This is a genomic window from Nocardia fodinahabitans, assembly GCF_052983615.1.
Genome location: NZ_JBRJJC010000001.1, coordinates 4430281 through 4451971, shown reverse-complemented (window position 1 = coordinate 4451971; position 21691 = coordinate 4430281). Strand labels below are relative to the sequence as shown.

The window sequence follows — 21691 nt, the reverse complement described above, 5'->3', positions numbered from 1 at the left end:
GAATAGAGGATGAACTTCTGGACCGGGATCGTTCAACGAATCTTCTACCACATCCAGTTCGAACCAGAGTTGGGCCCTGAGCTGGCGGCCCGGATCGCCAACGCGCTGGTGGTCGAACCGATCGAGAACCTGACCGCGGATGACGAATACCGATCGCTCGCCGACGGTCTCAGGCACCAGGCACCGCTGCCGACTCTTGTTCGGATGCGCCATCCGGAGGCCGAGTTACGACACTTCCTGGCGCAAATCGTCGAGAGCATGGATTCGAGGCGCCCGTGGCCGACGCCTCCCTATACCCCCTTGTCCGCCGACTACCTTAGCGAATTCCAGAATGCACGACCGATAGCCAGGCTCGCGCTCACGGTGAACGAACTGGAGGGACGCCTCGCTCGCGGATTCAATCACGACAGCGAGGACGGACCGTTCATGCTGCTGAGAATGAGTTCCGGAACTATTTTCGGATTCTTCTCTCCATATTGGAACGGAAGCCACGATGTCATCGTCTATGCCGCCGACTCCGCTCGTGACCCGGGCGAATTTATCCGAGAATTGATCGACACCGGAAGAGTGGAACCGGGAAGAATTTTCCGACTCGACGAAACAAGCGTTCAGCCGAGCGCGACCCGTTATGCGACGACACCGATACTTCCCGCATTCCATGGAGAGCACCTTCCCGGGAACTCCGCATGGGATGGGAAGCAAGTCAGATATCTGGACGATACAGCGCGGCAAGATTTCCGCCTGCATAGCTACGACGGCCTCCTGCACGACGACAAGGGCAAGTTGTTCGACACTGCGACGGCACAGACGCTCTGGACTCCAGGAGGTGGGCGAGCAATTTTCGTCATGGATCATGATGGATACCTCTACTCCGCACCGCTCCATACTCTGGGCGAGTTTCATCATTCAAGCCTGTTGGCGGGAGCACCGGTTGCGGGAGCCGGAGAAATTCAGGCGGCAGCCGGGAAAGTTCTCCTGGTGAGCGATCAGAGTAGCCACTACCGGCCGGCCAGAAGATATACCCGCCAAGTGATGGACAGCCTCCAGCGGCAAGGCATAGATATCGGCGACGTTCAGATCGAGTACCACTCGACAGAATGAGGATCCCGAGTCCGTCGGATGAACAGGAAATACCGATTTCAGTCGATTGGAGGCGAGTGACGTGAGCTGCTGGCGGCCGGTCGTCAATTCGATCCTGCACTCGGTGCAGTTCGACAGGGAACTCGATGACCACGTCGTCGCGCACACCCCGCTGACAGTGCCGCTCGCCACGCTGACACCGATGGAGGAGATCAGGCACTCGCCGGTGGCCTCTCGTTGGGAGAGCCGCTTCCAACACTCGTTCAAATGTCCTATGACCCGGCCGAACTGCGGGGATTCCTCGGTCGAGTAGTTGTACGCGCGGGTTGCGTCCATGGCCGACGTTGCCGTATGTTCGATTGCCCGAAGGAGTCCAACCGAAGCCGTGGCAGACGCGGATCGACCGGATTTCCGAGGTCGACCGGCTGTTGACGTATCGAATTCAGGCTGTCTCCAGGGCGGATCCACCCCAGCCGCCGATCGACCATCACGTCACCATCGACAGTTCACCAACAAGGTCGACTACCGCGCGGCTCCGCTGTCGCGGTTCCTGGTCGATGCGGTGCAGCAAATCACCTACCCTCGCCATCAGGGCGAACCCTGGTTGACCACAACGACGTTCGACCTCTGACCTCATCGGTTCGATCGGGATCTGACGATCCGGAAGTTGGACTTGACCGTGGCGATTCGGCAGTACCGCGCTGATGGGTTTGGGCGCGGGTCGGTAGTCATCAAGCTTGGTGACGTTCGCGGCGGGACGACCGGCGAGGAGGTTGTGCTCGGGTCGGGTGGGTATCCGTAAGGTCGTTGGCGATGACGGATTGCTGCGGTCGGGGATGGAACCGGTCGGGGGTTGGGTGCGTCTAAGGATGTAGTGGCGGGGAACTGTCGCGTCTGACCAGGTAGGAGAGCTGTGCGAGGCGTTGTGGTGATGCGGGCCGTGGCCTGTGGGCTGGCCGGTGTGGCGGTGCTTGCTGGGTGTGGGGATACCGAGCAGGGGGCAGCCGGGCCTACGAAGGCGGGGACGGCCGAGGTGTTCAACCCTTGCCGGGGGGATCTGTCGGATGACGCGCTGCGCGGCGCCGGTCTCGATCCGGCGACGAAGCGAGTGACTACTGATCCGCCGACCGGTGCTTCGTCTTGGCGAATCTGCAACTGGGCGCCGCTGGATGACCGGGCTGAGATCGGGAAGCGCCGGGTGGCCGTAATCTCGACCAGCAACACGCTGGTCCAGGCGCGTGCCAAGGACAGCCTCGTCAATGTCCGGGACACGACGGTGAATGCACGTCCCGGTCTGGTCTCGCAAGAGAAGAACGATCCCAACAGCTGCTACGTGTCGTTCGAGGCCGAGCAGGGCATGTTCGAAATCAAGGTGGGCTGGCTCAGCACGGAAGGACCCCGCGTCGGGGATACCTGCGAGATGGCCGCGACATTTGCAGCGGCGCTCGAGCCGAAGCTACCGAAGTAGTCCGGGGGGAACTAGGCAATGACACAGGACCATGCAGATTACTGGCGGAGCATGAAGGCTCAGGCGATCAGCGGCGACTTCAAGATCGAGGAAGACCTCGGTCAAGCTATCGCCAACGTGGTCAGCCAGTACATCACGGAACTCGAGCAGCAGAAGTTCGAGGCGGCGACGTTGGAGCACTTGAACGGATGGGGCGACCTGCCCTCCGCGGTAGCCATCCGAGAAAAGCTCGAAGGCAAAGCCTCGGCCGACAACTCGGCGGTCAAACGCCTGGACGAACACATCGCTATCGCCCGCGACCAACGCGACACCTTCCTCGCCGCCATCGGCAAACTGCAAGGTGTAGACCAGCAGACCGCCGGCGCGCTGGGTGCGACAGGGGCCGGTCTCTGATGGGGTTCTGGGATGGGGTCGGGTCGGTCGTCAATGGTGCCGGTGCGGTCGGTGAGTTCCTGGGTCACGTGGGCACGTTCGGTGTTTTCAAGGTCATGGACAACTATGACCGGGCCGATGAGTTCAGCCGGCTCGACCAGGACGGCCGGGAAGCGTGGGAAGGCGACCGGGCCATCATCACCGATGAATGGTCGCGGTTGAGTGCCAATTCCGGTCTGACGATGGACAAGGCGGCGATCACTTCGCCGGAACCGTTCAGCACCTGGACACACCAGCAGATCTGGCAGGCGCTCAATGGTCCGGACGGGAGTTCCGGTGTCGACGCGACGGCGGTGAATGCCGGCGCGGACGGCTGGCGGCGGCTCACAACGGGGACCGAGACCGCGGTGACCAACTACCGGAACAGTTTCGAGCGGGTGCTGTCCGAGAAGTGGTCGGGGCAGTCGGGTAATGCGGCGATCGAGGCGGTGAAGAGCTACACCACCGACGCGACGAAGCTGCCGACGGCATTCCAGATGGTCGCCAACGGGATCGACCACATGCAGGGTCTGCTCGGGCAGTCGAAGATCGCGATTCCGAAGCCGGACGATATTTCCGGCTTCGACGAGTTCATCAGTCACATTCCCGGCAACGGCGTGGTCAAGGCGGCGAAGCATCGCGCCACCGAGGCGGAGGAAGACGCCCGGCTCTTCATGATCGGCACGTATCAGCCGGGTTCGGTCATCGTCGACGGCAAGACCCCGGTCCTTCCGTTGCCGCAGAACAACACCGAGAATCCGGGGGACGGCGGTCCCGGCACCCGGAACGGCAACGACGGCACCACCAACGGGAACACCAACAACAACAACGGCACCACGCCGGGGACTAATCCCGCCGGGACGCAGGAGAATCCGGGTACGACGTCGCCGCAGACGACCGATACCGGTGACGATCAGAACGACGACGGCAGCGACGACAGTACCGACGACTCGACCTCGCCGAGCAGTACCGATCCGTCCGCGACCACTCCCGCCACGACGACACCAGGGACCGGGCAGCCGACGACTCCCGGTGACACCAAGACCGGCGGCTCGCCCGGCGGCGGCTCGCCCGGGTCCGGTGTGCCCACCGGTGCGGCCGTGCCCGGTGCGGGGCGCAGTGTGTCGGGCACTCCCGGTGGCGCTGCCTCCGGTGCTCGCGCGGCGACGGCAGGCACCGCCGGTGGGCGGGGCATGAGCGGCATGCCCGGCATGATGGGCGGCGGGCGTGGTGGCAATGGCAAGGATGACGAGAACGAGCACACCAGTCCCGACTACCTCATCCAGGATCGGGAGAGCGAGCTCATCGGGCAGTTGCCGCCGACCCTGCCGGCGGGTGGGGTGATCGGCGGGTGAGCTGGGACCAAGCTCTGGAGGACTGGGAACCGGCGCAGCGCGAGCAGGTACCGCTCGGCCGCTGGCGACTCGACCCACATGCGTTCGCCATCGGCGTCGAGGGCCACGGGCGGGACCGGCTGCCGTATCCGCTGACCTTTCGGCCAGAGTTCGCGGAAACGATCGAGATCCACGCCGAGCGGCGCCGAGCGGCCGGGCTCCGGCTGCGGCAGGTCTATGACCAGCGGCTGCACAGGGTGTTCGGTGCGCTGCTCGAGCCGCAGGTCCGGGTCGAGATCGAGGGCTTGTACGGGCCCGGCCAGGCGGAGGTCGTGCGGGTGTACGCGGGGATCATCGAGGATCACGCGGCCTTGGCGGTCCAGGCGCACGGGCCCACCCGAGAGCAAGGCGGAGACCTCACGCTGAGCATCGTGCCGCTGGCCGAGTTGGCCGCCGAGATCGTCGCGGCGCTGCCCCGGGTGCCGGGCGGGACCACGCCGCGCTTCCAGGGGCGGCGCAGCGATCTCGACGCCGCCACCTATGCCAAACATCCCACCCGCCTGTCCCCCGCCGAACAGACACAGCGCTTCTTCCGCCGCGCCCGGATCGGGACCGGCGAGATCACCGTCTATCCGGGCTACCAGGTCGACGCCCGGCCCACCGGGGACGGCAAGGCGTTCCTTTGGCTGGACTACCCCGACGACGGCCGCTACCTACTTCAGCACCAGGGCCCCGACGAGTTCACCGTGATCCCCGGACCGCCCGCCGAACTGACCCACCGGCTCGCCAGGCAGATCGCGATCTGCACCGACCGGCCGACCCGCAGGCGCTGACGATGGCCATCTACCTGGTCTTCCGGCTGCGTTCGGTGGCGGACGACGAAGTCGTCTACGAGTACGCCGGGGTTGACCACGTGTTCGACCGCGCGGTCACGATCAGGACGGCCGACTACGCCGTCAGCGTGCCGGACGGCGAGGTGGGCGGGTTGGCCGCGCGCGTCGCCGGGAAGGCGATCCACGGGCACCGGACCTCCGGGATATGGATGAAGGTCGGCTCGCAGCAGTCGTAGTTCGAGGCGATCCACCTGGCCGGGTGGGCTGGGCGAGGTTACTTCCCGCGCAGACCGAAGGGGTTGCCGTCGGGATCGGTGAGAACGCAGACGCGCAGGCCGGGGGCTACCTCGCGAGGGGCGGAGTGTTCGGTGGCGCCGGTGGCGAGCAGGGCGGTGCGGGTGGCGTCTACGTTCTCGACGTCGGTGAAGGCGATGGGGCCTGCGCCCGCGTCGCCCTGGGGGTTGAGGCTGATCTCGAAGCCGTTGACGTTGTAGCCGACGTAGTAGGGCTCGTCGGTGTGGGGTGTGCCGTACAGGGCGGTGTAGACCTTCTTGGCGGATTCCAGGTCGGAGACGGGGATGACTACGGCGCCGATGGTGGGGCTCATCTTGGCTTCCTTCCGAAGGGTGTCGGTGAAGAACGTGATGCTCCGTCTGCCAGCCTAACCACCGGAAACGACGAAAGCGGGCAGCGCAGGCCACCCGCTTTTGTCGGTGTCCGGAATCAGATGGCGTCGGCCAGGGCGGTGACCGCCTCGGTCCAGAGTTCGGCGAAGCGTGCTGCCTGCGCTTCGGTGAACAGGGCCGTGCTCCAGCGGAAGTTGGTGGTCAGGGCGGGGCCATCGGGGGTGGTGCCGATACCGGCGATGACGTCGACCGCGTAGCGCAGCGGCAGGTCGGGCTCGGGGTCCAGCGGCAGGGCCGCGTCGTGGGCGCCGACCAGCAGGGACCAGGGGTTACCCTCGGTGCCGGAGAGGTCGATACGGCCCAGGTAGTTGAACTCGACCTGGGGTTCAGCCGCGGCGCGGAGTTCGGGGACGCGGTCGACGTAGCGGAGCAGGCCGTAATCGAGGCCCTGGTTGGGGATCTCGCGCAGGTGGGTCGAGACGGTGTCCAGCAGGGTGCGGGCAGCGGCCGGATCCGCTTGTGCGCCAGCGACATCCACCGCGTGCTCGCCGACGCCGAGGCGCACGGGGAACACGTTGGTGAACCAGCCGAGGGTGTTGGCGGTGTCGGTGCCGAGTTCGGCGTCGGCGCGGCCGTGGCCCTCCAGCGCGATCAACGCGCCTGCGGTGGCGTCGTTTCCGTTGTCGGCGTGGACCGAGGCCATGGTCATGGTGAGGGCGGTGAGCAGCAGCTCGCGGACGCCCTCGTCCTTGCCGACGCGGGCCAGCAGGCGCTCGGTCAGGGCGACCGGGGTCGCGACGGTGGTGATGCGCAGGGTGGACCAGGTGTCGGTGGCCGGGGCGGGCACCCGCGCGCCGAGCGCGGCATCGGGTGCGGCGACCTGGGCGGCCCAATAGTGGCGCTGGGCGAGCACTTCCGGTTCGGCGGCACGCTGCCACATGGCTTCGGACCACTGCCGGTAGGAGGTGAACTCGGGCAGCATCTTCGGCGTCACCCCGGACTGGACCTGCTGCCAGGCGGCGGCCAGGCCGTCGATCATGATGTGCCAGGAGACGACGTCGACGGCGAGGTGATGGATCGCCAGCAGCAGGACATCGCCGGCACCGGCGGTGTCGGCGAACCACACCGCGCGCACCATCGCACCGGTTCGGGGGTCGATGTCGTCGTTGGCGGTGCGCGCGAATTCTGTTATGGCCGCGTCGAGTTCGGCACCGGCGAGGCCGCGCGGCGCCTCGATGACGACATCGGCGGCTTGAACCGCACCAGGCGCTCTGGTGACCAAGCGCGGTCCGTCAGGGGTGTCGGTGAGCACGGCGCGCAGGGTGTCGTGCGCGTCGAGCAGGGCCTGCAGCGTTGCTTCCATTCCGGCACGGTCGATTCCGGCGGGCAGGCGCAGCAGAGCGCTCTGGGTGAAGCGACGGAAGTTGCCGTACTCGTACATCCACGACACCACCGGCAGCGGCGGCACCACGCCGTAGGCGTCGGCGCCGGACTGGGCGGCCACGGCCGGGCCGTCATCGGCCGCGGCGGCGAGCTCGCGAATGGTGGGGCAGGCCAGCACCATTCGGGGATTGAGCGCGATGCCGCGGCGGCGGGCCTTGTTGACCAGGGAGATCGCGACGATGCTGTCGACGCCGAGTTCGTAGAAGTCGGCGTCGACGCCGGGAGCACGGCCGTCGAACAGTTCGGCGAAGACCTCGCTCAGCGCGATCTCGGTGGGGGTTTCGGCGGCGGCGTTGCCGTCGGCGGCCGAGAGGGTCTGTTCGGCGAGTTCGCGCAGGGCGTGACCGTCGAGCTTACCGTTGACGTTCACCGGCAGCTGCTCGAGGACGACGATCCGCGCGGGAATCATGTACGCGGGCAGGCGCTGGGCCAGATCGGCACGCACCCGGCTGACGACCACCGCGCGGCCCGCCTTGCCGACGACGAAACCGACCAGCGACGCGCCACCGGCGCGCCGCACCACGGTCACCGCGGCGGTGTCGATATCGGCGGAGCGGCGCAGCGCGGTCTCGATCTCGCCGACCTCGATGCGGTAGCCGCGCACCTTGACCTGCGCGTCGGCGCGACCCAGGTAGCCGAAGCGGCCGCCGGGCAGCCTGCGCACGAGGTCACCGGTGCGGTACATGCGCTGACCGGGGCGATGCGGGTCGGCGCAGAAGCGGTCGGCGGTGATGGCGGGCTTGCCGAGGTAGCCGCGGGCCAGCTGCACGCCGGACAGGTAGAGCTCGCCGACGACGCCGGGCGGCACCGGGCGCAGCCGCGAGTCCAGGACGTAGCCGGCCATGCCGCCGTTGGCGGTGCCGATGGTCGGGATCTCCGAGGTGGCCACCGGGGCGACGACCGCTTCGACGGTGGTCTCGGTGGGGCCGTAGCAGTTGTAGACGGCGGTGCCGGGCAGGGCGCGCAGGCGTGCCCACAGCGCGGTGTCGATGGCCTCGCCGCCGAGGGCGAGCACCGGCAGTTCCCGGTCGAGCAGGCCCGCCGCCGCCAGCTGCGCCAGCATGGACGGGGTGGTGTCGATCATGTCGATGCCGAATTCGGCCATGCCGGAGACGATCCGGTGCGCGTCGCGCATCTCCTCGGCGTCGAACAGGTGCAGCGCCTGACCGGCGAACAAGCCGACCATCGGCTGCCAGGACGCGTCGAACCCGAGCGACCAGGCGTGCGCGACCCGAAGCGGGCGGCCGAGTTTCGCCATCGCGGGGCGGTAGAAGCGCTCCAGGTGATCGGCGAAGTAGCCGGCCAGCGCGGCATTGGTGCCGACGACGCCCTTGGGCTCGCCGGTCGAGCCGGAGGTGAAAATAATGTAGGCGCTGTGCTCGAGCTGGCGGCGCACCGTGGGGGCCTGCGCGGGGCGGGCGGCGATGCGAGCGACGACGGCGGGGTCGTCGAGCAGCAGGACAGGCTGCCTGCCAAGTGTCGGGCCGTCGAGCAGAGCGCGGTCCTGCGCTCGAATGACTGCGAGGACCGGGTTCGACTGACGCAGAATGGATTCGATGCGGCCGACCGGTAGCGAGATGTCGACCGGCACATAGGCCGCGCCTGCGGCGAAGGTCGCCAGAATGGCGACGATCGACGCGGTGCCGCGCGGGAGCATCAGGGCGACAACGGTTTCCGGTCCGACGCCGTGGGCGGCGAACTCCCCCGCCATCCGGCAGGCTTGGTCGTGCAGCTCCCGGTAGGTGAAGACCTCGCCCGCGGTGGTGGTCAGCGCGATCGCGTCGGGTGTCGCGGCGGACTGGCGCTCGAACAGTTCCCACGGGGTCGCGGTCGGCGCGGGCGCGATATCGGTGGCCGCCGCGCGCAGTTCGGCGTGTTCGTCGGCGGTGAGCAGGTCGATCGCGTCGAGGGTGGCCGCGGCGTCGAGCCGCGGCAGCGCGCGCAGCACCGCGACCAGGCGGGCGCCGAGATCGGCGGGGTCGAGGTGGCCGAGCAGGGCCGGGATCGACTCGACGAGGACGAGCAGATCGCCCTCGCTCAGGTGCGAGACGACGGTGAGCGGGTAGTGAGCCAGGCTTTCCATCTCGATCGGCCGGAACCGCGCGCCGTCGGGCGCGGTGACGGTCTGGATGGCGTCGTCGATGGGGGCGTTCTCGAAGACGAACAGGGTGTCGAACAGCGAGCCGTGCCCGGCCGCGCGCTGCAGCGTCGACAGGCTGAGGTAGCCGATCTCGCGCATGGCGGCCGAATCCCGTTGCAGGCGAGCGCACTGCGCGACGACCGGCTCGGCGGGGTCGAGGCGGTGCACGACCGGGACGGTGTTGATGAACAGGCCGACCATGCCCTCCACGCCCGCGAGCTTCTCGGGACGACCGGAGATGGTGGTGCCGTAGACGACGTCGCGACGATCGGTGATCCGGCCGAGCAGCAGCGTCCAGGCGAACTGGACAGCGGTATTGAGCGTCATGCCGTTGGCGCGCGCCCACTGCTGCAACCGCTCGGTCTCGGTGGCGGACAGGCGCAGTCGCGTGGTCTGCGGCACGGCGGACCCGCGCTCGCCGGTGCCGTCGGCCAGCACCAGCGGCGCGCTGACCTGCCCGAGGTGCTCGGCCCACCGGCGGGCGGCGGCGTCGTGGTCCTGGGCGCCGAGCCAGCCGATGTAGTCGCGGTACGGACGCGGGGCGGGCAGCCCGTCGAGGCTGCCGCCGGACTGGTAGACGGCGAGCAGTTCGGTGAAGAACACCGCGACGGCCCAGCCGTCCATCAGGATGTGGTGCGCGGTAAGGATCATCCGCTTACGCGGCTCGGGCGCGTCGGTGACATTCAGCAGCAGCACCCGCAGCGCCGGGCCACGGCCGAGCGCGAACGGCACCCGGCGCTCGGATTCGGCGATCGCGTCGAATTCCGTTGTGCGCGCGTCCCGCTCGGTCCAGGGCAGCTCGGCGCGGGACGGGATGATCTGCACCGGCTTGGGCACATCGGTGTCCCAGAACGCGGCACGCAGGTTCGGATGCCGGTCGAGCATCGCCTGCGCGCTGCGGCGCAGCAGGTCGGTGTCGAGCGGGCCATCGATGTCGACCACGAATTGCATCGTGTACAGGTCGATCTCGGTGCCCGCCAACCGCGACAGCGAGAAGAGCCCCTCCTGCAGCGGGCTCAGCGCCAGCACGTCCTCGATCTGCGGGGCACTCATGCGATGTCCTTCCGTCCCTGCGTGTTCACTAGGCCTGTGCCTGCCAGGCCGCGGTCAGCGCCGACAGCGCGTCGGCTTCCAGACCGGAGGCGCTCATCGGGGCGTGCGAAACCTGTTCGGGTTCCTCGCGATTCGGCTGCTCCGTGGCGGCGGCCGCGTCGACGGCGGCGGCCAGTTCGGTGATCGTGAAGTACTCGAACACCATCTGCGGGGTCAGCGGCAGGCCGAGGGCGGCGGCGCGGGCCGACCACTGGATCGAGATGACGCTGTCGCCGCCGAGGGCGAAGAAGCCGTCCTCACCCGTGACGTCGTCGATCTCGAGCAGTTCCTCGATCAGCGCGATGAGCTGCCGCTCGGTGTCGGAGTCCGCCGCGCCCGCTCCCGCGGTGGCGGCCGCGGCGATCGGGGCCGGTGCGGCGAGCAGCCGGTCCAGGTCGGCCTGCGGCAGCACCCGCAGCTCGGCGACCGGCAGGTCCGGCGTCTCGGCGAAGGCGCGCAGGGTGGCGGCCAGCGCGTCGGCGATCAGGGCCGCGGTGGCCGGGTCGTAGAGGTCGGCGTTGACGACGACGCGCACGTCCATGCCGCCGTCGGCGGTCACGTTCAGGCTCAGGTTCAGATCCAGGAACGAGACGTCGAAGTCGGCGGGCAGCACGGTGACCGTCGAGGCGCCCGAGGACGCGAACGGCAGCGTGGTCGGCGCCCAGTCCGCGCCACGGAAGTGGATCATGCTCTGGAACAACGGGTTCCGCGAGCGCGAGCGGCGCGGGTTGAGCGCCTCGACGAGCCGCTCGATCGGCAGTTCCTGATGCGCGTTGGCGTCGAGGACGACGTCGCGGGCCGCGCTCACGGTGTCGCGCAGGGTGGGCGCGCCCGAGAGGTCGTTGCGCAGCACCACCATGTTGGCGAACAGGCCGACCAGGCCGGTCGTCGCCGGATCGGTGCGCGCCGCGACGGGGGTGCCGAGGGTGATGTCGGTGCCGCCGCCGAGGACGTGCAGCAGCGTGGCGACCGCGGCCTGGCACACCATGAACTCGGTGGCGCCGCCGCGCATCGCCAGCGCCTCCAGCCCGGAGCGCACGCTCGCGGGCAACGTGAAGGTGACCACCTCGCCGCGCTTGCCGAGCACCGGCGGGCGCTGCCGGTCGTGCGCGACCGAGATCTCCTCGGGGACATCGGCGAGCGCCGTCTTCCAGTAGTCGATCTGGGCCTGCGCGAACTCGCTCGGCGCGGCCTGATCGAACAGCTCGCGCTGCCACAGGGCGTAGTCGGCGAACTGGATCGGCAGCGGGCTCCAGCCCGGGGCGCCGCCCTGCTCGCTGCGCGCCCGGTAGGCGGTGGTCAGGTCGTCGAGCAGCACGCCGAAGGAGGCGTGGTCGGCGACGATGTGGTGCACCAGCAGCGAGAGCACATGGGTGTTCGCGTCGAGCGCCAGCAGTTCGGCGCGGATCAGCGGTTCGCCGTCGAGGCTGAACGCGTAGCCGGCGATGGCCGCGAGTTCCGCGGTGAGGTCGGTGGGCGCGATCTCCCGGATCGGCAGCGGCACGGTGGTGGCCGGGTGCACCACCTGGTACGGGACGCCGTCGTGTTCGGGGAAGGTGGTGCGCAGGGATTCGTGGCGGGCGACGACGTCGTCGAGCGCCGAACGCAGCGCCGCGATGTCGAGCGCGCCGTCGAAACGCAGCGCCAGCGGCAGGTTGCCGACCGAACCCGCGCCCTCCATGCGGTACTGGAACCACATGGCCAGCTGCGAGTACGACAGTGGGACGCGCGCACCGCGGGCCCGGCCACCGATCGCCGGACGGCCCGGATTCGCCTGCGGGGCAGCGGTATCGACCTGCGCCTCGACGATCTCCTCGTCGGAGTCGACGGCGTCGAGGTCGATATCGAACTCGGCCAGGAAGCGGGCCACCAGGTTCGCGGCCAGCGCGGCCGGGGTCGGGCTGTCGAAGACGACGCGGACGTCGAGCTCCACGCCGAACTCCGCGCGCACCTGGGCGACCAGGCGGGCGGCGAGCAGCGAATGGCCACCCAGCTCGAAGAACGAATCCTCCGCGCTGACCTCGGCGAGCCCGAACAGCGTGCCGAACAGGGCACACAGCTTGCGCTCGGTGGCGGTGGCGGGCGCGCGATGGGTGCGCGCGACGGCGGGGGTGGCGGCGGGCAGGGCGCGCTTGTCGAGCTTGCCGTTGACGGTCAGCGGGATCTCCGGAATCACCGCGAAGGCGCTGGGCACCATGTATTCCGGCAGCCCGGTCGAGGCGAAGGCGTGCACCTGCTCGAGGTCGATCGACTCCTCGGCCGGCACCACGTAGGCGGCCAGCATGGCGCCGACGGCGGGGTCCTCGGTGACGATGACGACACAGTGCGCGACGGCGGGATGCGCGGCGATCGCGGCCTCGACCTCACCGAGTTCGATGCGGAAGCCACGCACCTTCACCTGCTCGTCGGCGCGGCCGACGAACTCCAGCTCACCGAAGTCGTTGCGGCGCACCAGGTCACCGGAGCGGTAGAGCCGCGCGCCCGGGGTGAACGGGTCGGCGACGAAACGCTGCGCGCTCAGCGCGGGACGGTCCAGATAGCCGCGGGCCAGCTGGTCGCCGCCGAGGTAGAGCTCGCCGACCACGCCGTCGGGCACCAGGTGCAGCGCCTCGTCGAGAACATAGGTGTAGACATTGCGGTTGGGGATGCCGATCGGCACCACGCCGGTGCCCTGCGGTCCCGCGATCGGCATGTGGGTCGAACAGACCACGGCCTCGGTCGGGCCGTAGTGGTTGCGCAGTTCGGCGTCGAGGGTGTTGGCGAAGCGGTCGGCCACCTCGCCGGGCAGCGCCTCACCGCCCACCGGGACCTGCCGCAGCGACTGCCATTCGCTCACCTCGGGCAGCAGCAGGAAGGTGCTCAGCATCGAGGGCACCATGTGCAGCACGGTGACCTGGCGGCGGGTGATCAGGTCGGCGACGTAGCGGATGTCGCGGAAGGCGTTGGGCTTGGGCACGATCAGCTGCGCGCCGACCGTGAGGGTGATGGCGATGTCGACCAGCGAGGCGTCGAAGCTCACCGAGGACGACTGCATCAGCCGGTCCTGCGCCGACATGCTCCAGTCGGCGGTGAAGCAGACGATGTGCTCGGCGATCGCGGCGTGCGGCACCGGGACACCCTTGGGCTTGCCGGTGGAGCCGGAGGTGTAGATGACGTAGGCGAGGTTGGCGGGCAGCAGCGGGCGCAACCGGTCGGCGTCGGTCGGCGCGGTCGCGGGCAGCTCGGCCGCCATCGACTCCGCGGCCGTCAGTTCCGCCGCGCCGAGCAGCAGCCGGGGACGCGCGTCCTCGACCAGGTACTCGATCCGGTCCTGCGGGTAGGCCGGGTCGATCGGCAGGTACGCCCCGCCCGCCTTCAGCACGGCGAGCACGGCGACGATGAACTCCACCGAGGTGCCCAGCCGCAGCCCGACGATGTCCTCGGTGCCGATGCCCTGCCCGATCAGCCAGTGCGCCAAGCGGTTCGCGCGCGCGTGCAGCGCGCCGTAGCTGAGTTCGATGTCGTCGGCGGCGAGCGCGAGCGCGTCGGGGGTGGCTGCCGCGGCGGCTTCCAACAGCGCGACGAGGGTGGTCGCGGGCTGATCGACGAGCACGCCGTGCGAACGCTCCAGCAGCGCGGCGCGGTCGTCGGCGCCGAGCATGTCGAGGTCGGCGAGCCTGCGCTTCGGGTCACGCAGCGCGGCGTCGAGGAGCCGGCCGAAGTGGGCGAGCAGCTGGTCGACGATCGATTCGGCGAGCACGTCGGTCTGGTACTCGGCCTCGACCACGGCGGTGCCGTCGTCTTCGAGCACGATCGCCAGGGCCAGCGGCACCTGGGCGCTCACCGCGCCCAGTTCCAGTGGGGTGGCGGTCACGCCGTCGATGGCGAAGCCGTCGGCGCTCTTGCGCACGCTGAAGCCGAGGCGGACCAGCTGATCCATGCCGTCGCGCCCGGCGACGCGGTCCGGGTTGGCTTCGCGCACCACCCGATCGATGCCGACGCCGCGCCGCGCGAACGCGCCCGCGCAGGTGTCGCGCACGGCGGCGACGAGCTGGGCGAAGTCGTCGCGGGCGCCGACGGTGGCGCGCAGCAGCAGGGTGTTGCCGAAGTAGCCGATGAGCTGCTCGGTGCCGGCCGGGCGATCGGTCACCGGGATGGAGACGAGGAAATCGTCGGCGGCGGTGTAGCGGTGCACGAGGGCATCGAAACCGGCCAGCAGCACCATGAACGGGGTCGCGGCGTGCTCGCGCGCGAACCGCTCGGTGCGGGTGACGAGGTCGGCCGAGAGCCGGTGGGTGCGGCGCTGGGCCTGCCTGCCGGGTGCCGCGGCAGGCGAACCCGGCAGCTCCAGCGGCTCGGGCAGCGGACGCAGGGCCGCACGCCAGTAGTCGACGTCGGCGTCGGCGGCCTCGTCGGTGGACGCGATCGCGGCGAACTGGACCGTGGCGCCCGCGCCGGACCCGGCGCGGTAGGCGGCGTTGAGCTCGGCGAAGAACACCGACCAGGAGTCGTCGTCCCAGCAGATGTGGTGGATGGCGAACAACACGACGTGCTCGTCGGCGCCGGTGCGGATCAGGGTGGCGCGCACCGGCAATTCGGCGCCCAGCGCGAAGGGACGGCCGAACTCACGCCGGGCCAGCACCTCCACCCGCAGGTCACGGCCGGATTCGGCGAGGTCGGTCAGGTCGTGGGTCTGCCACTGCGCGCGGGCGTCGTCGGTGAACACCTGGTACGGCTCGCCCTCGGCGTCCGCGCCGTAGGTGGTGCGCAGGATGTCGTGGCGGGCCACCACGGTGTCGAAGGCGGCGTGCAGGCGCTCGCCGTCGAGCGGGCCGGTGAGCCGGTAGGCGACACAGATGGACAGGGCGGTGTCGTCGGCGTCGCGGGTCTGCAGGAACCACATCCGGCGCTGACCGGGGGTGAGCGGACGGCGCTCGCCCGCCGCGATGCGCGGCACGGCGACGGGTTCGGGCGCGGCGGCCATGCCGCTCGCGCGCAGTTTCTGCTGGAGCAGTAACTTGCGACGCTCCGCGACGGACAGGGTGGCTTCGGTGTCAGACATGATTGTTCGGCCCCTCAGCCCTGGTCGGTGTTCTGTGCCATCAGCAGCACGACATCGTCGAGCGACGCGCCGCCGAGAATCGCCGCGACCGGCAGATCGCGATCCAGCTCCGCCTTGACCCGCTTGCGGAAGTCCAAGGCCTGCAACGAGTCCAGGCCGAGGGCGACCAGCGGCATGGTGGCGTCGATGGAGTCGGCGCTGTCGCCGCCGATGACCTTGCGCAGTTCGGTGCGCATGCGCAGGTCGAGCGGGGTGTTGTCGGCCACCGCCGCGCCGTTCGTGGTCGGCGCGGCGACCTCGACGGAGGCCGGAGCCACCGCACCGGAGCCAGTCGCCGACGAGACCGCCTGCGGTAGCGGCGCACTGGACTCGAGTCCGGTGAGCACCGAGGACAGCCCGAACGCACCGAGCACCTCGCGCAGGAAGTCCCAGTCGGCGGCGATGATCATGCCGTCGCGAGCGGGCAGCGCGAGCCCGGCCGCGATCGCGTCGGCGGGCACCATCGGGAACACGCCCGCTTCTTCCACCCGGGCGAAACCGGCGTCGTCGAGCGGACCGGCCACGCTCCACAGGCCCCACTGCAGGCTGGCCGCGTCGATGCCACGGGCCCGGAGCCGCCGGGCGGCGACGTCGAGCATGCGGTTGGTCACCGCGTACAGGATCTGCCCGCGTCCGCCCAGGGTCGCCGCCATGGACGAGCACAGCAGGACCCGGGCGTTGTCGGCCAGCGGTGCGGCCTCGACGAGGTTGTCCAGGCCGCGCAGCTTGGCGCCGGCGGCGGTGCGCACGTCCGCGGCGGTGATCTCGTCGAGTTCGGCATCGACGTAGTCGACGGCGGCGTGGATCACCAGATCGACCGGGCGATCGGCGATCTCGGCACCGAAGGCGGCCGCGGCGTCGGCATCGCCGACGTCACAGGCGCGCACCACGATCTCGGTGCCGCTCAGCCCGCGCAGCCGAGCCAGTTCGCCTGCCAGCGCCTCGGTTTCGCCGCTGCGGCTGAGCAGGGTGACGCGGCCGGCGCCGGTCCGCGCCAGGTGGTCGGTGAACCGCAGCCCGAGCTGACCGGTGCCGCCGACGATCACCACGTGATCGAGATCGGCACCGAGCGAACCGGTCTCGGCGGCGGTGTCGAGCACCAGCCGCTTCACGAACACCTTGCCCGCGCGCAACGCCAGCTCGGCCTCCCCCGTGGAGTGCACGGCGGCGACGATCTTGGCGGCCTGCGCGGCCGCGGGTTCGGACGCGGCGAGATCGAGATGCCGGAACAGGATGCCGGGGTGTTCGATACCGACACTGCGGAATCCGGCGGTGACGCCCGACTGGAACAGCGCGGGAATCGGATCGCCGTCGTGCACGGACTCGCCGCCGACGGTCAGCAGCCAGCACTCGCCGCCGGGACGCAGCGCGGACAGCGCACCGGCCCAGGCGCGGTCGGCGTAGAAGCCGGTCAGCGCGTCGATGGCGGCGGCGGTGTCGTCGTCCGCGGTCTCGGGGAGCAGGACGACCACGGTGTCGGCGGCCGTGCCGTCACTCAGGGTGAAGGCCGCACCGGAGGCGAGGTCGGCCGGGCCGAGCACCCGCGCGCCGGCACCGTGCCGGTCGGCGGCCGCGAGCAGCGCGGTGGCCAGGTCGGCGCATTCGCCGGTGTGATCGACGAGCAGCAGGTCGCGCGGCGCGGTGAGCGAGCGGCGCTGCAACGGACTCCACTGTTCCACCAGCCGTTGCGGTTTCGGCGTGGTGACGACCAGCTCGGCCGGGGTCTCGTGCGCGCCAAGCGGCGCCCACAGCCGCTTGGGCGCGGTGACGGTGTGCGGGAAGTCGCGCAGCGGGAGGGCGGCGGAATCGTCGACGCGCAGTGCGTCCCAGCGGTAGTCGGCGTCGAGGACGGCGACCTGGGCCAGGTTGCGGGTGAACTCCGAGAGTCCTTCGGCGGTGCGCAGCGAGGTGCCGAGCACGCGGAAGTCGCGCGGGGGCAGGCCGGGACGGTTCGGGACCAGGCTCAGGTTCTCCTGCAGGGCCAGCTGCAGCACCGGATGCTCGACGACCTCGATCAGCAGGTCGATGCCGTCACTGCCCGCGCTGACCACGGCCCGGTCGAACCGGACGCGATTGCGCAGGTTCCAGTACCAGTACTCCTCCTGCGTGAGATCGGGCGTGATCACCTCGCCCAAGGTCGCGCCGTAGCAGGGGATCTCGGATGCGGCAAAGTTCGGGGCGCTCATCTCGTCACCGAGGAAGCCTTCGAATTCGGTCCGCACCTCGGCGACCATGGAGGTGTGCGCGGGAAAGGCGACGCGGATCTCCCTGGCGAACTGGCCGCGCGCGGTGGCCGCGGCCACCAGCTCGACGACGGCGCCGCGTTCGCCGGAGATGGCGATGATGTGCGGCGAGTTGACGACCGCCAGCTCGGCCCAGCCGGAGTTGCGCGCCATCAGCGCTTCCACGCTCTCGCGGTCCATGCCGAAGACTGCCATCGAATAGCCGCGCGGCGACAGCCGGTCGGCCAGCAGGGCGCGATGGGTCACCGCGAGCACCGAATCCCGCAGCGTCATCACACCGGACACCGCGCCCGCGGCGAGCTCGCCCTGGCTGTGGCCGATGGTCGCGTGCGGTTCCACACCCGCCGCCCGCCACAGTGCGGCCAGACCGGTCATGTGGAACATCAACGCGGGTTGCACTTCCCACACCGCGTCTTCGTACTGTCCCTCGTGGCCGAGCAGATAGTGCAGTGGCTTGGAGTGCCCGAAGCGTTCGGCGTGGATGGCGGCGCACTCGTCGACGACGGCGCGGTAGGCGTCCGACAGCTCGTAGAACACCGCGCCCATGCCGGGACGCTGGCTGCCCTGACCGGGGAAGACGAAGCCGATGCGGCGGGCGCCGGCCGGGGTGTCGGCCCGGACCACCGACGGATGGTCGGTGTCGGTGGCGATCGCGTCGAGCGCGGCCAGCAGGTCGGTGCGCGCGGCGGCGGCGTCGGCCGCCGACGGCGGCGCCAGCACCAGGGCGCGGCGACGACGGGCGACCCGGGTGCGGAACAGCATGTCCGCCAGACGTTCCGGCGTCACCTCCGGATGGGCCGCGACGTAGGCGCGCAGGGTGGTGGCCTCGGCACGTAGTCCGTCGACGCTGTCGGAGGACAGCAGGACGGGAACGGTGCCGTCGGGCAGACGGTACTCAGCCATGGTTGGTCTCCTCCAGCACCGGCAGGCCGACGATGGCGTGCGCGTTGGTTCCCGCGACACCGAACGAGGACACCGCGCCGTAGCGCATGCCGTCCGCGCGCGGCGCCCAGTCGGTGAGTTCGGCGGCGAGCCGCAGACTTGTCGCGTCCCAGTCGAGGTCGGTGGTGGGGGCGTCGGCCCACAGGCTCGGCGCGATCGCGCCGTGCGCGCCGCACAGCAGCACCTTGATCAGGCCGAGCATGCCCGAGGCGGCCTGGGCGTGGCCCGCGTTGGACTTCACCGAGCCGAGCAGCGGGCCGTCGTCGCCGCGCTCCGGGTCGCCGTAGGTGGCGGCCAGCGCGGTCAGTTCGAGCGGATCACCGACGGCGGTCCCGGTGCCATGGCCCTCGATCAGGCCGATGTCGTGCGCGCTGATCCCGGCGGCGGCGACGGTGGCCTCGATGAGCCGCTGCTGCGCCCGCGCGCTGGGCACCGCGATCGGCGCGCCCGCGCCGTTGTGGTTGACCCGCGACCCGAGCAGCTGCCCGTAGATCCGGTGGCCGAGCGCCTCGGCCCGCGATTCCCGTTCCAGCACGACGACGCCCGCGCCCTCGCCCCACAGCGTCCCGGTCGGGTCGGCGGCGTAGGAACGGCAGTGGCCGTCGGTGGCCAGGGCGTTGTTCTTGGAGAACTCGTAGAACGCGCCGGGCGAGCCCATCACGCAGACACCACCGGCCAGCGCCCAGTCGCACTCGCCCGCGCGGATGGCCGAGGCGGCCTGATGCACCGCGGTCAGCGACGAGGCGCACGCGGTGTCCACGCTGATCGACGGGCCGACCAGGCCGAGCCCGTGCGAGATGCGACCGGCGACCGCGCCGAGCGCGGTGCCGGTGGCGCGGTAGCCGCTGTACTCGTTGACCCCGGCCACGCGCGGCCCGTACTCGGCCGCCGAGACACCCATCCAGACACCGGCCGGATCACCGTCGAGCGCACCGGGATTGATGCCGGCGTGCTCGAGCGCCCGCCAGGCCACCCGCATGGCCACCCGCTGCTGCGGGTCCATGGCGACCGCCTCGCGCGGGGTGATGCCGAAGTACTGGGCGTCGAATTCAGTGGCGCCGTCGAGGAACCCGCCCGCGTCACGCACGGGGGCCCAGCCGTCGAGCCTGCCGAGGGCGAACAGCTCGTCGAGCGGCCACTCGCGGTCGCGCGGGAAGGGTCCGATCAGTTCGCGGCCTTCGGCCAGTGCCGACCAGAACGCGGGCAGGGTGTCGACGCCGCCGGGCGCCTCGACGCCCATGCCGACGATGACGATGGGATCGTGGCCGGGCGCGCTCATCGGGTGAGCGCCTGACCGGCGAGTACCTCGGCGATGCCGTCGATGTTCTCGTCGATGTAGAAGTGGCCGCCGGCGAACAGGTTCACTTCCAGCTCGGCGCTGGTGCTGGTCTCCCAGGCGTAGAGGTCGCGGGGACCGACGAACGGATCATCGTCGCCGCCGAGCACCAGCAGGGGTGCGGCGACCTGGACGTCGGCGCCGCAGGAGTAGGCGTCGAAGGCGCGGTAGTCGGCCTTGAGCACCGGCAGCGCCATTCGCATGACCTCACGGCTGGCCATCACGTCGGCGCCGGTGCCGTTGAGGGCGGACATGTGGTCGAGCAATTCCTCGTCCTCGGTGGGATGCCCGGGGAGCTCGGCGATCCGGTGCGGGGCGGCCGCCGCGGAGGCCACCAGCAAACGCACGGACAACCCGGCGGCCTCGGCCAGCCGGACGAACTCGAACGCGACGATGGAACCCATGCTGTGACCGAAGACGGTCAGCGGGGCGCCGGTGTCGTGGGCGGAGCCACGGAAGGCCTCGAAGGCGCCGGCGGCGAGCTCGGGCAGGGTCTCAGCCGCGGCTTCGCGCACCCGGTCCTGACGACCTGGGTACTGCATCACCACGGTGTCGAAGTCCTGGGCCATACGCTTGGCGAACACCCGGTAGGCCGAGGCGCCGGCACCCGCGTGCGGGAAGACGATCAGCGGCGGTAGGGAGTCGGTCCGGGGGGCCTGGAATTGCCGGATCCAGCCGAGTTCTCTTGCCATGTCGTTCTCCCTCACCGGCCGCACACACGCTGTGCGGCCGTTTCGCACTGTCCATCGCCGTGCCGACGCACGGGCCCGCCCGGCGCGGTCGTCCGGGGCCGGGGCGAAACCTGTTGCCGCCGAAGCCGACCCGGTTCGGTCGTGACCCGGCAACCACCGGGCGATCGGTCGGGCAACAGTAACACCCGGGCGTTAGTATAGGCTAGCCTTACCAGTCGAGGTGACCAAGGTAACGATCGAACGGAGCACCCAGCAGATGAACCCCGCCGGGACCCCCTACGTGCTGCCCCGCGAGCAGACCGACCTGCCCGCCGAGGTGGCCGCCGCACCGGCGCCGACGCTGCCGATCTTCGCGGCGCCCTTCGCCCTGCGCGTAGCCGACCCGGACGGCACCGATCCCGCACTGCTCGCCGAGTGGATGACCCGCCCGCACCTGCTCGAATCGTGGGAGCAGGACTGGGACACCGACCGCCGCCGGTCCGATTTCCAGACCCAGCTGGCCGGAACCTACTCGCGCCCGTGCCTTCTCAGCCTCGACTTCGCCGTGCTCGGCGAGCCCGAGCTCGGGGTGCGCGACATCGCCTACATCGAGCTCTACCGCGCGGCCAAGGACGAGATCGGCCGCCTCTACGACGCACAGCCCGGCGACATCGGCTTTCACATCGCCACCGCCGACACCCGGGTGATCGGCAAGGGCATCATGTCCGCCTGGATCTCGACCCTGGCCGCCGCCGTCTTCGCCGCCAACCCCGACTGCCGTCGCATGCTCGGCGACCCGGACCACCGCAACCAGGCCATCTGCCGCAGCTTCGACAAGATCGGCTGGCACCGCGTCGGCGAATTCGACGTGCGTCCGACCCGCCGCATCGCGCTCTACGCGACCCCGCGCACCCCGGCCGACCTCCCGGTCCCAGCCCCCGGCGCCTGACCCTCCCACCCCGACCACCACGCCCCGACCCCGAGGAGGGGCA

The 21691-nt window shown here is 70.1% G+C and carries 13 protein-coding genes; 7 read left to right on the top strand and 6 right to left on the bottom strand.

From position 1 onward, the window contains the following. Positions 1 to 9: 9 nt before the first annotated feature. From NV348_RS20650 to NV348_RS20625, 6 genes are all read left to right on the top strand, one after another. On the top strand, positions 10 to 1101 hold the full coding sequence (locus NV348_RS20650) for an IQM protein middle domain-containing protein (RefSeq protein WP_447148369.1): 1092 nt from the start codon (positions 10 to 12) through the stop codon (positions 1099 to 1101). 910 nt (positions 1102 to 2011) lie between these two features. Then, positions 2012 to 2548 (top strand): DUF3558 domain-containing protein, encoded by a 537-nt coding sequence (locus tag NV348_RS20645; RefSeq protein ID WP_447151106.1) that lies wholly within the window; start codon positions 2012 to 2014, stop codon positions 2546 to 2548. Positions 2549 to 2566: 18 nt separating this feature from the next. Beyond that, entirely contained in the window at positions 2567 to 2941 is a 375-nt protein-coding gene (locus tag NV348_RS20640; RefSeq protein WP_447148368.1) for a hypothetical protein, read from the top strand. Beyond that, positions 2941 to 4314: a hypothetical protein gene (locus NV348_RS20635; protein ID WP_447148367.1), complete on the top strand. Its 1374-nt coding sequence runs from the start codon at positions 2941 to 2943 to the stop codon at positions 4312 to 4314. Before NV348_RS20640 ends, NV348_RS20635 begins: the two co-directional genes overlap by 1 nt. After that, on the top strand, positions 4311 to 5126 hold the full coding sequence (locus tag NV348_RS20630; protein WP_447148366.1) for an ESX secretion-associated protein EspG: 816 nt from the start codon (positions 4311 to 4313) through the stop codon (positions 5124 to 5126). The genes NV348_RS20635 and NV348_RS20630 overlap by 4 nt, the downstream gene beginning before the upstream one ends. Before the next feature lie 2 nt (positions 5127 to 5128). Further along, positions 5129 to 5362: a hypothetical protein gene (locus tag NV348_RS20625; protein ID WP_447148365.1), complete on the top strand. Its 234-nt coding sequence runs from the start codon at positions 5129 to 5131 to the stop codon at positions 5360 to 5362. Positions 5363 to 5400: 38 nt separating this feature from the next. On the opposite strand, the gene NV348_RS20620 is transcribed toward NV348_RS20625, so the two are convergent. From NV348_RS20620 to NV348_RS20595, 6 genes are all read right to left on the bottom strand, one after another. After that, a complete protein-coding gene (locus tag NV348_RS20620) occupies positions 5401 to 5733 on the bottom strand; it encodes a VOC family protein (RefSeq protein ID WP_447148364.1) in 333 nt (110 codons plus the stop codon). Between the two features lie 116 nt (positions 5734 to 5849). After that, positions 5850 to 10388: a non-ribosomal peptide synthetase gene (locus NV348_RS20615; protein WP_447148363.1), complete on the bottom strand. Its 4539-nt coding sequence runs from the start codon at positions 10386 to 10388 to the stop codon at positions 5850 to 5852. A 28-nt stretch (positions 10389 to 10416) separates the two neighbouring features. Continuing rightward, positions 10417 to 15468: a non-ribosomal peptide synthetase gene (locus NV348_RS20610; protein WP_447148362.1), complete on the bottom strand. Its 5052-nt coding sequence runs from the start codon at positions 15466 to 15468 to the stop codon at positions 10417 to 10419. 14 nt (positions 15469 to 15482) lie between these two features. Next, positions 15483 to 18653, bottom strand: coding sequence for a nocobactin polyketide synthase NbtC (nbtC, locus tag NV348_RS20605; RefSeq protein ID WP_447148361.1), 3171 nt, complete (start codon positions 18651 to 18653; stop codon positions 15483 to 15485). After that, positions 18646 to 19971, bottom strand: a complete 1326-nt coding sequence (locus NV348_RS20600; RefSeq protein ID WP_447148360.1) for a beta-ketoacyl [acyl carrier protein] synthase domain-containing protein — start codon at positions 19969 to 19971, stop codon at positions 18646 to 18648. The genes nbtC and NV348_RS20600 overlap by 8 nt, the downstream gene beginning before the upstream one ends. Then, positions 19968 to 20720, bottom strand: a complete 753-nt coding sequence (locus NV348_RS20595; protein WP_447148359.1) for a thioesterase II family protein — start codon at positions 20718 to 20720, stop codon at positions 19968 to 19970. The genes NV348_RS20600 and NV348_RS20595 overlap by 4 nt, the downstream gene beginning before the upstream one ends. A 256-nt stretch (positions 20721 to 20976) precedes the next feature. Here NV348_RS20595 and NV348_RS20590 point away from each other — a divergent pair, with 256 nt between their 5' ends. Next, on the top strand, positions 20977 to 21648 hold the full coding sequence (locus tag NV348_RS20590) for a GNAT family N-acetyltransferase (RefSeq protein ID WP_447151105.1): 672 nt from the start codon (positions 20977 to 20979) through the stop codon (positions 21646 to 21648). Positions 21649 to 21691: the final 43 nt, after the last annotated feature.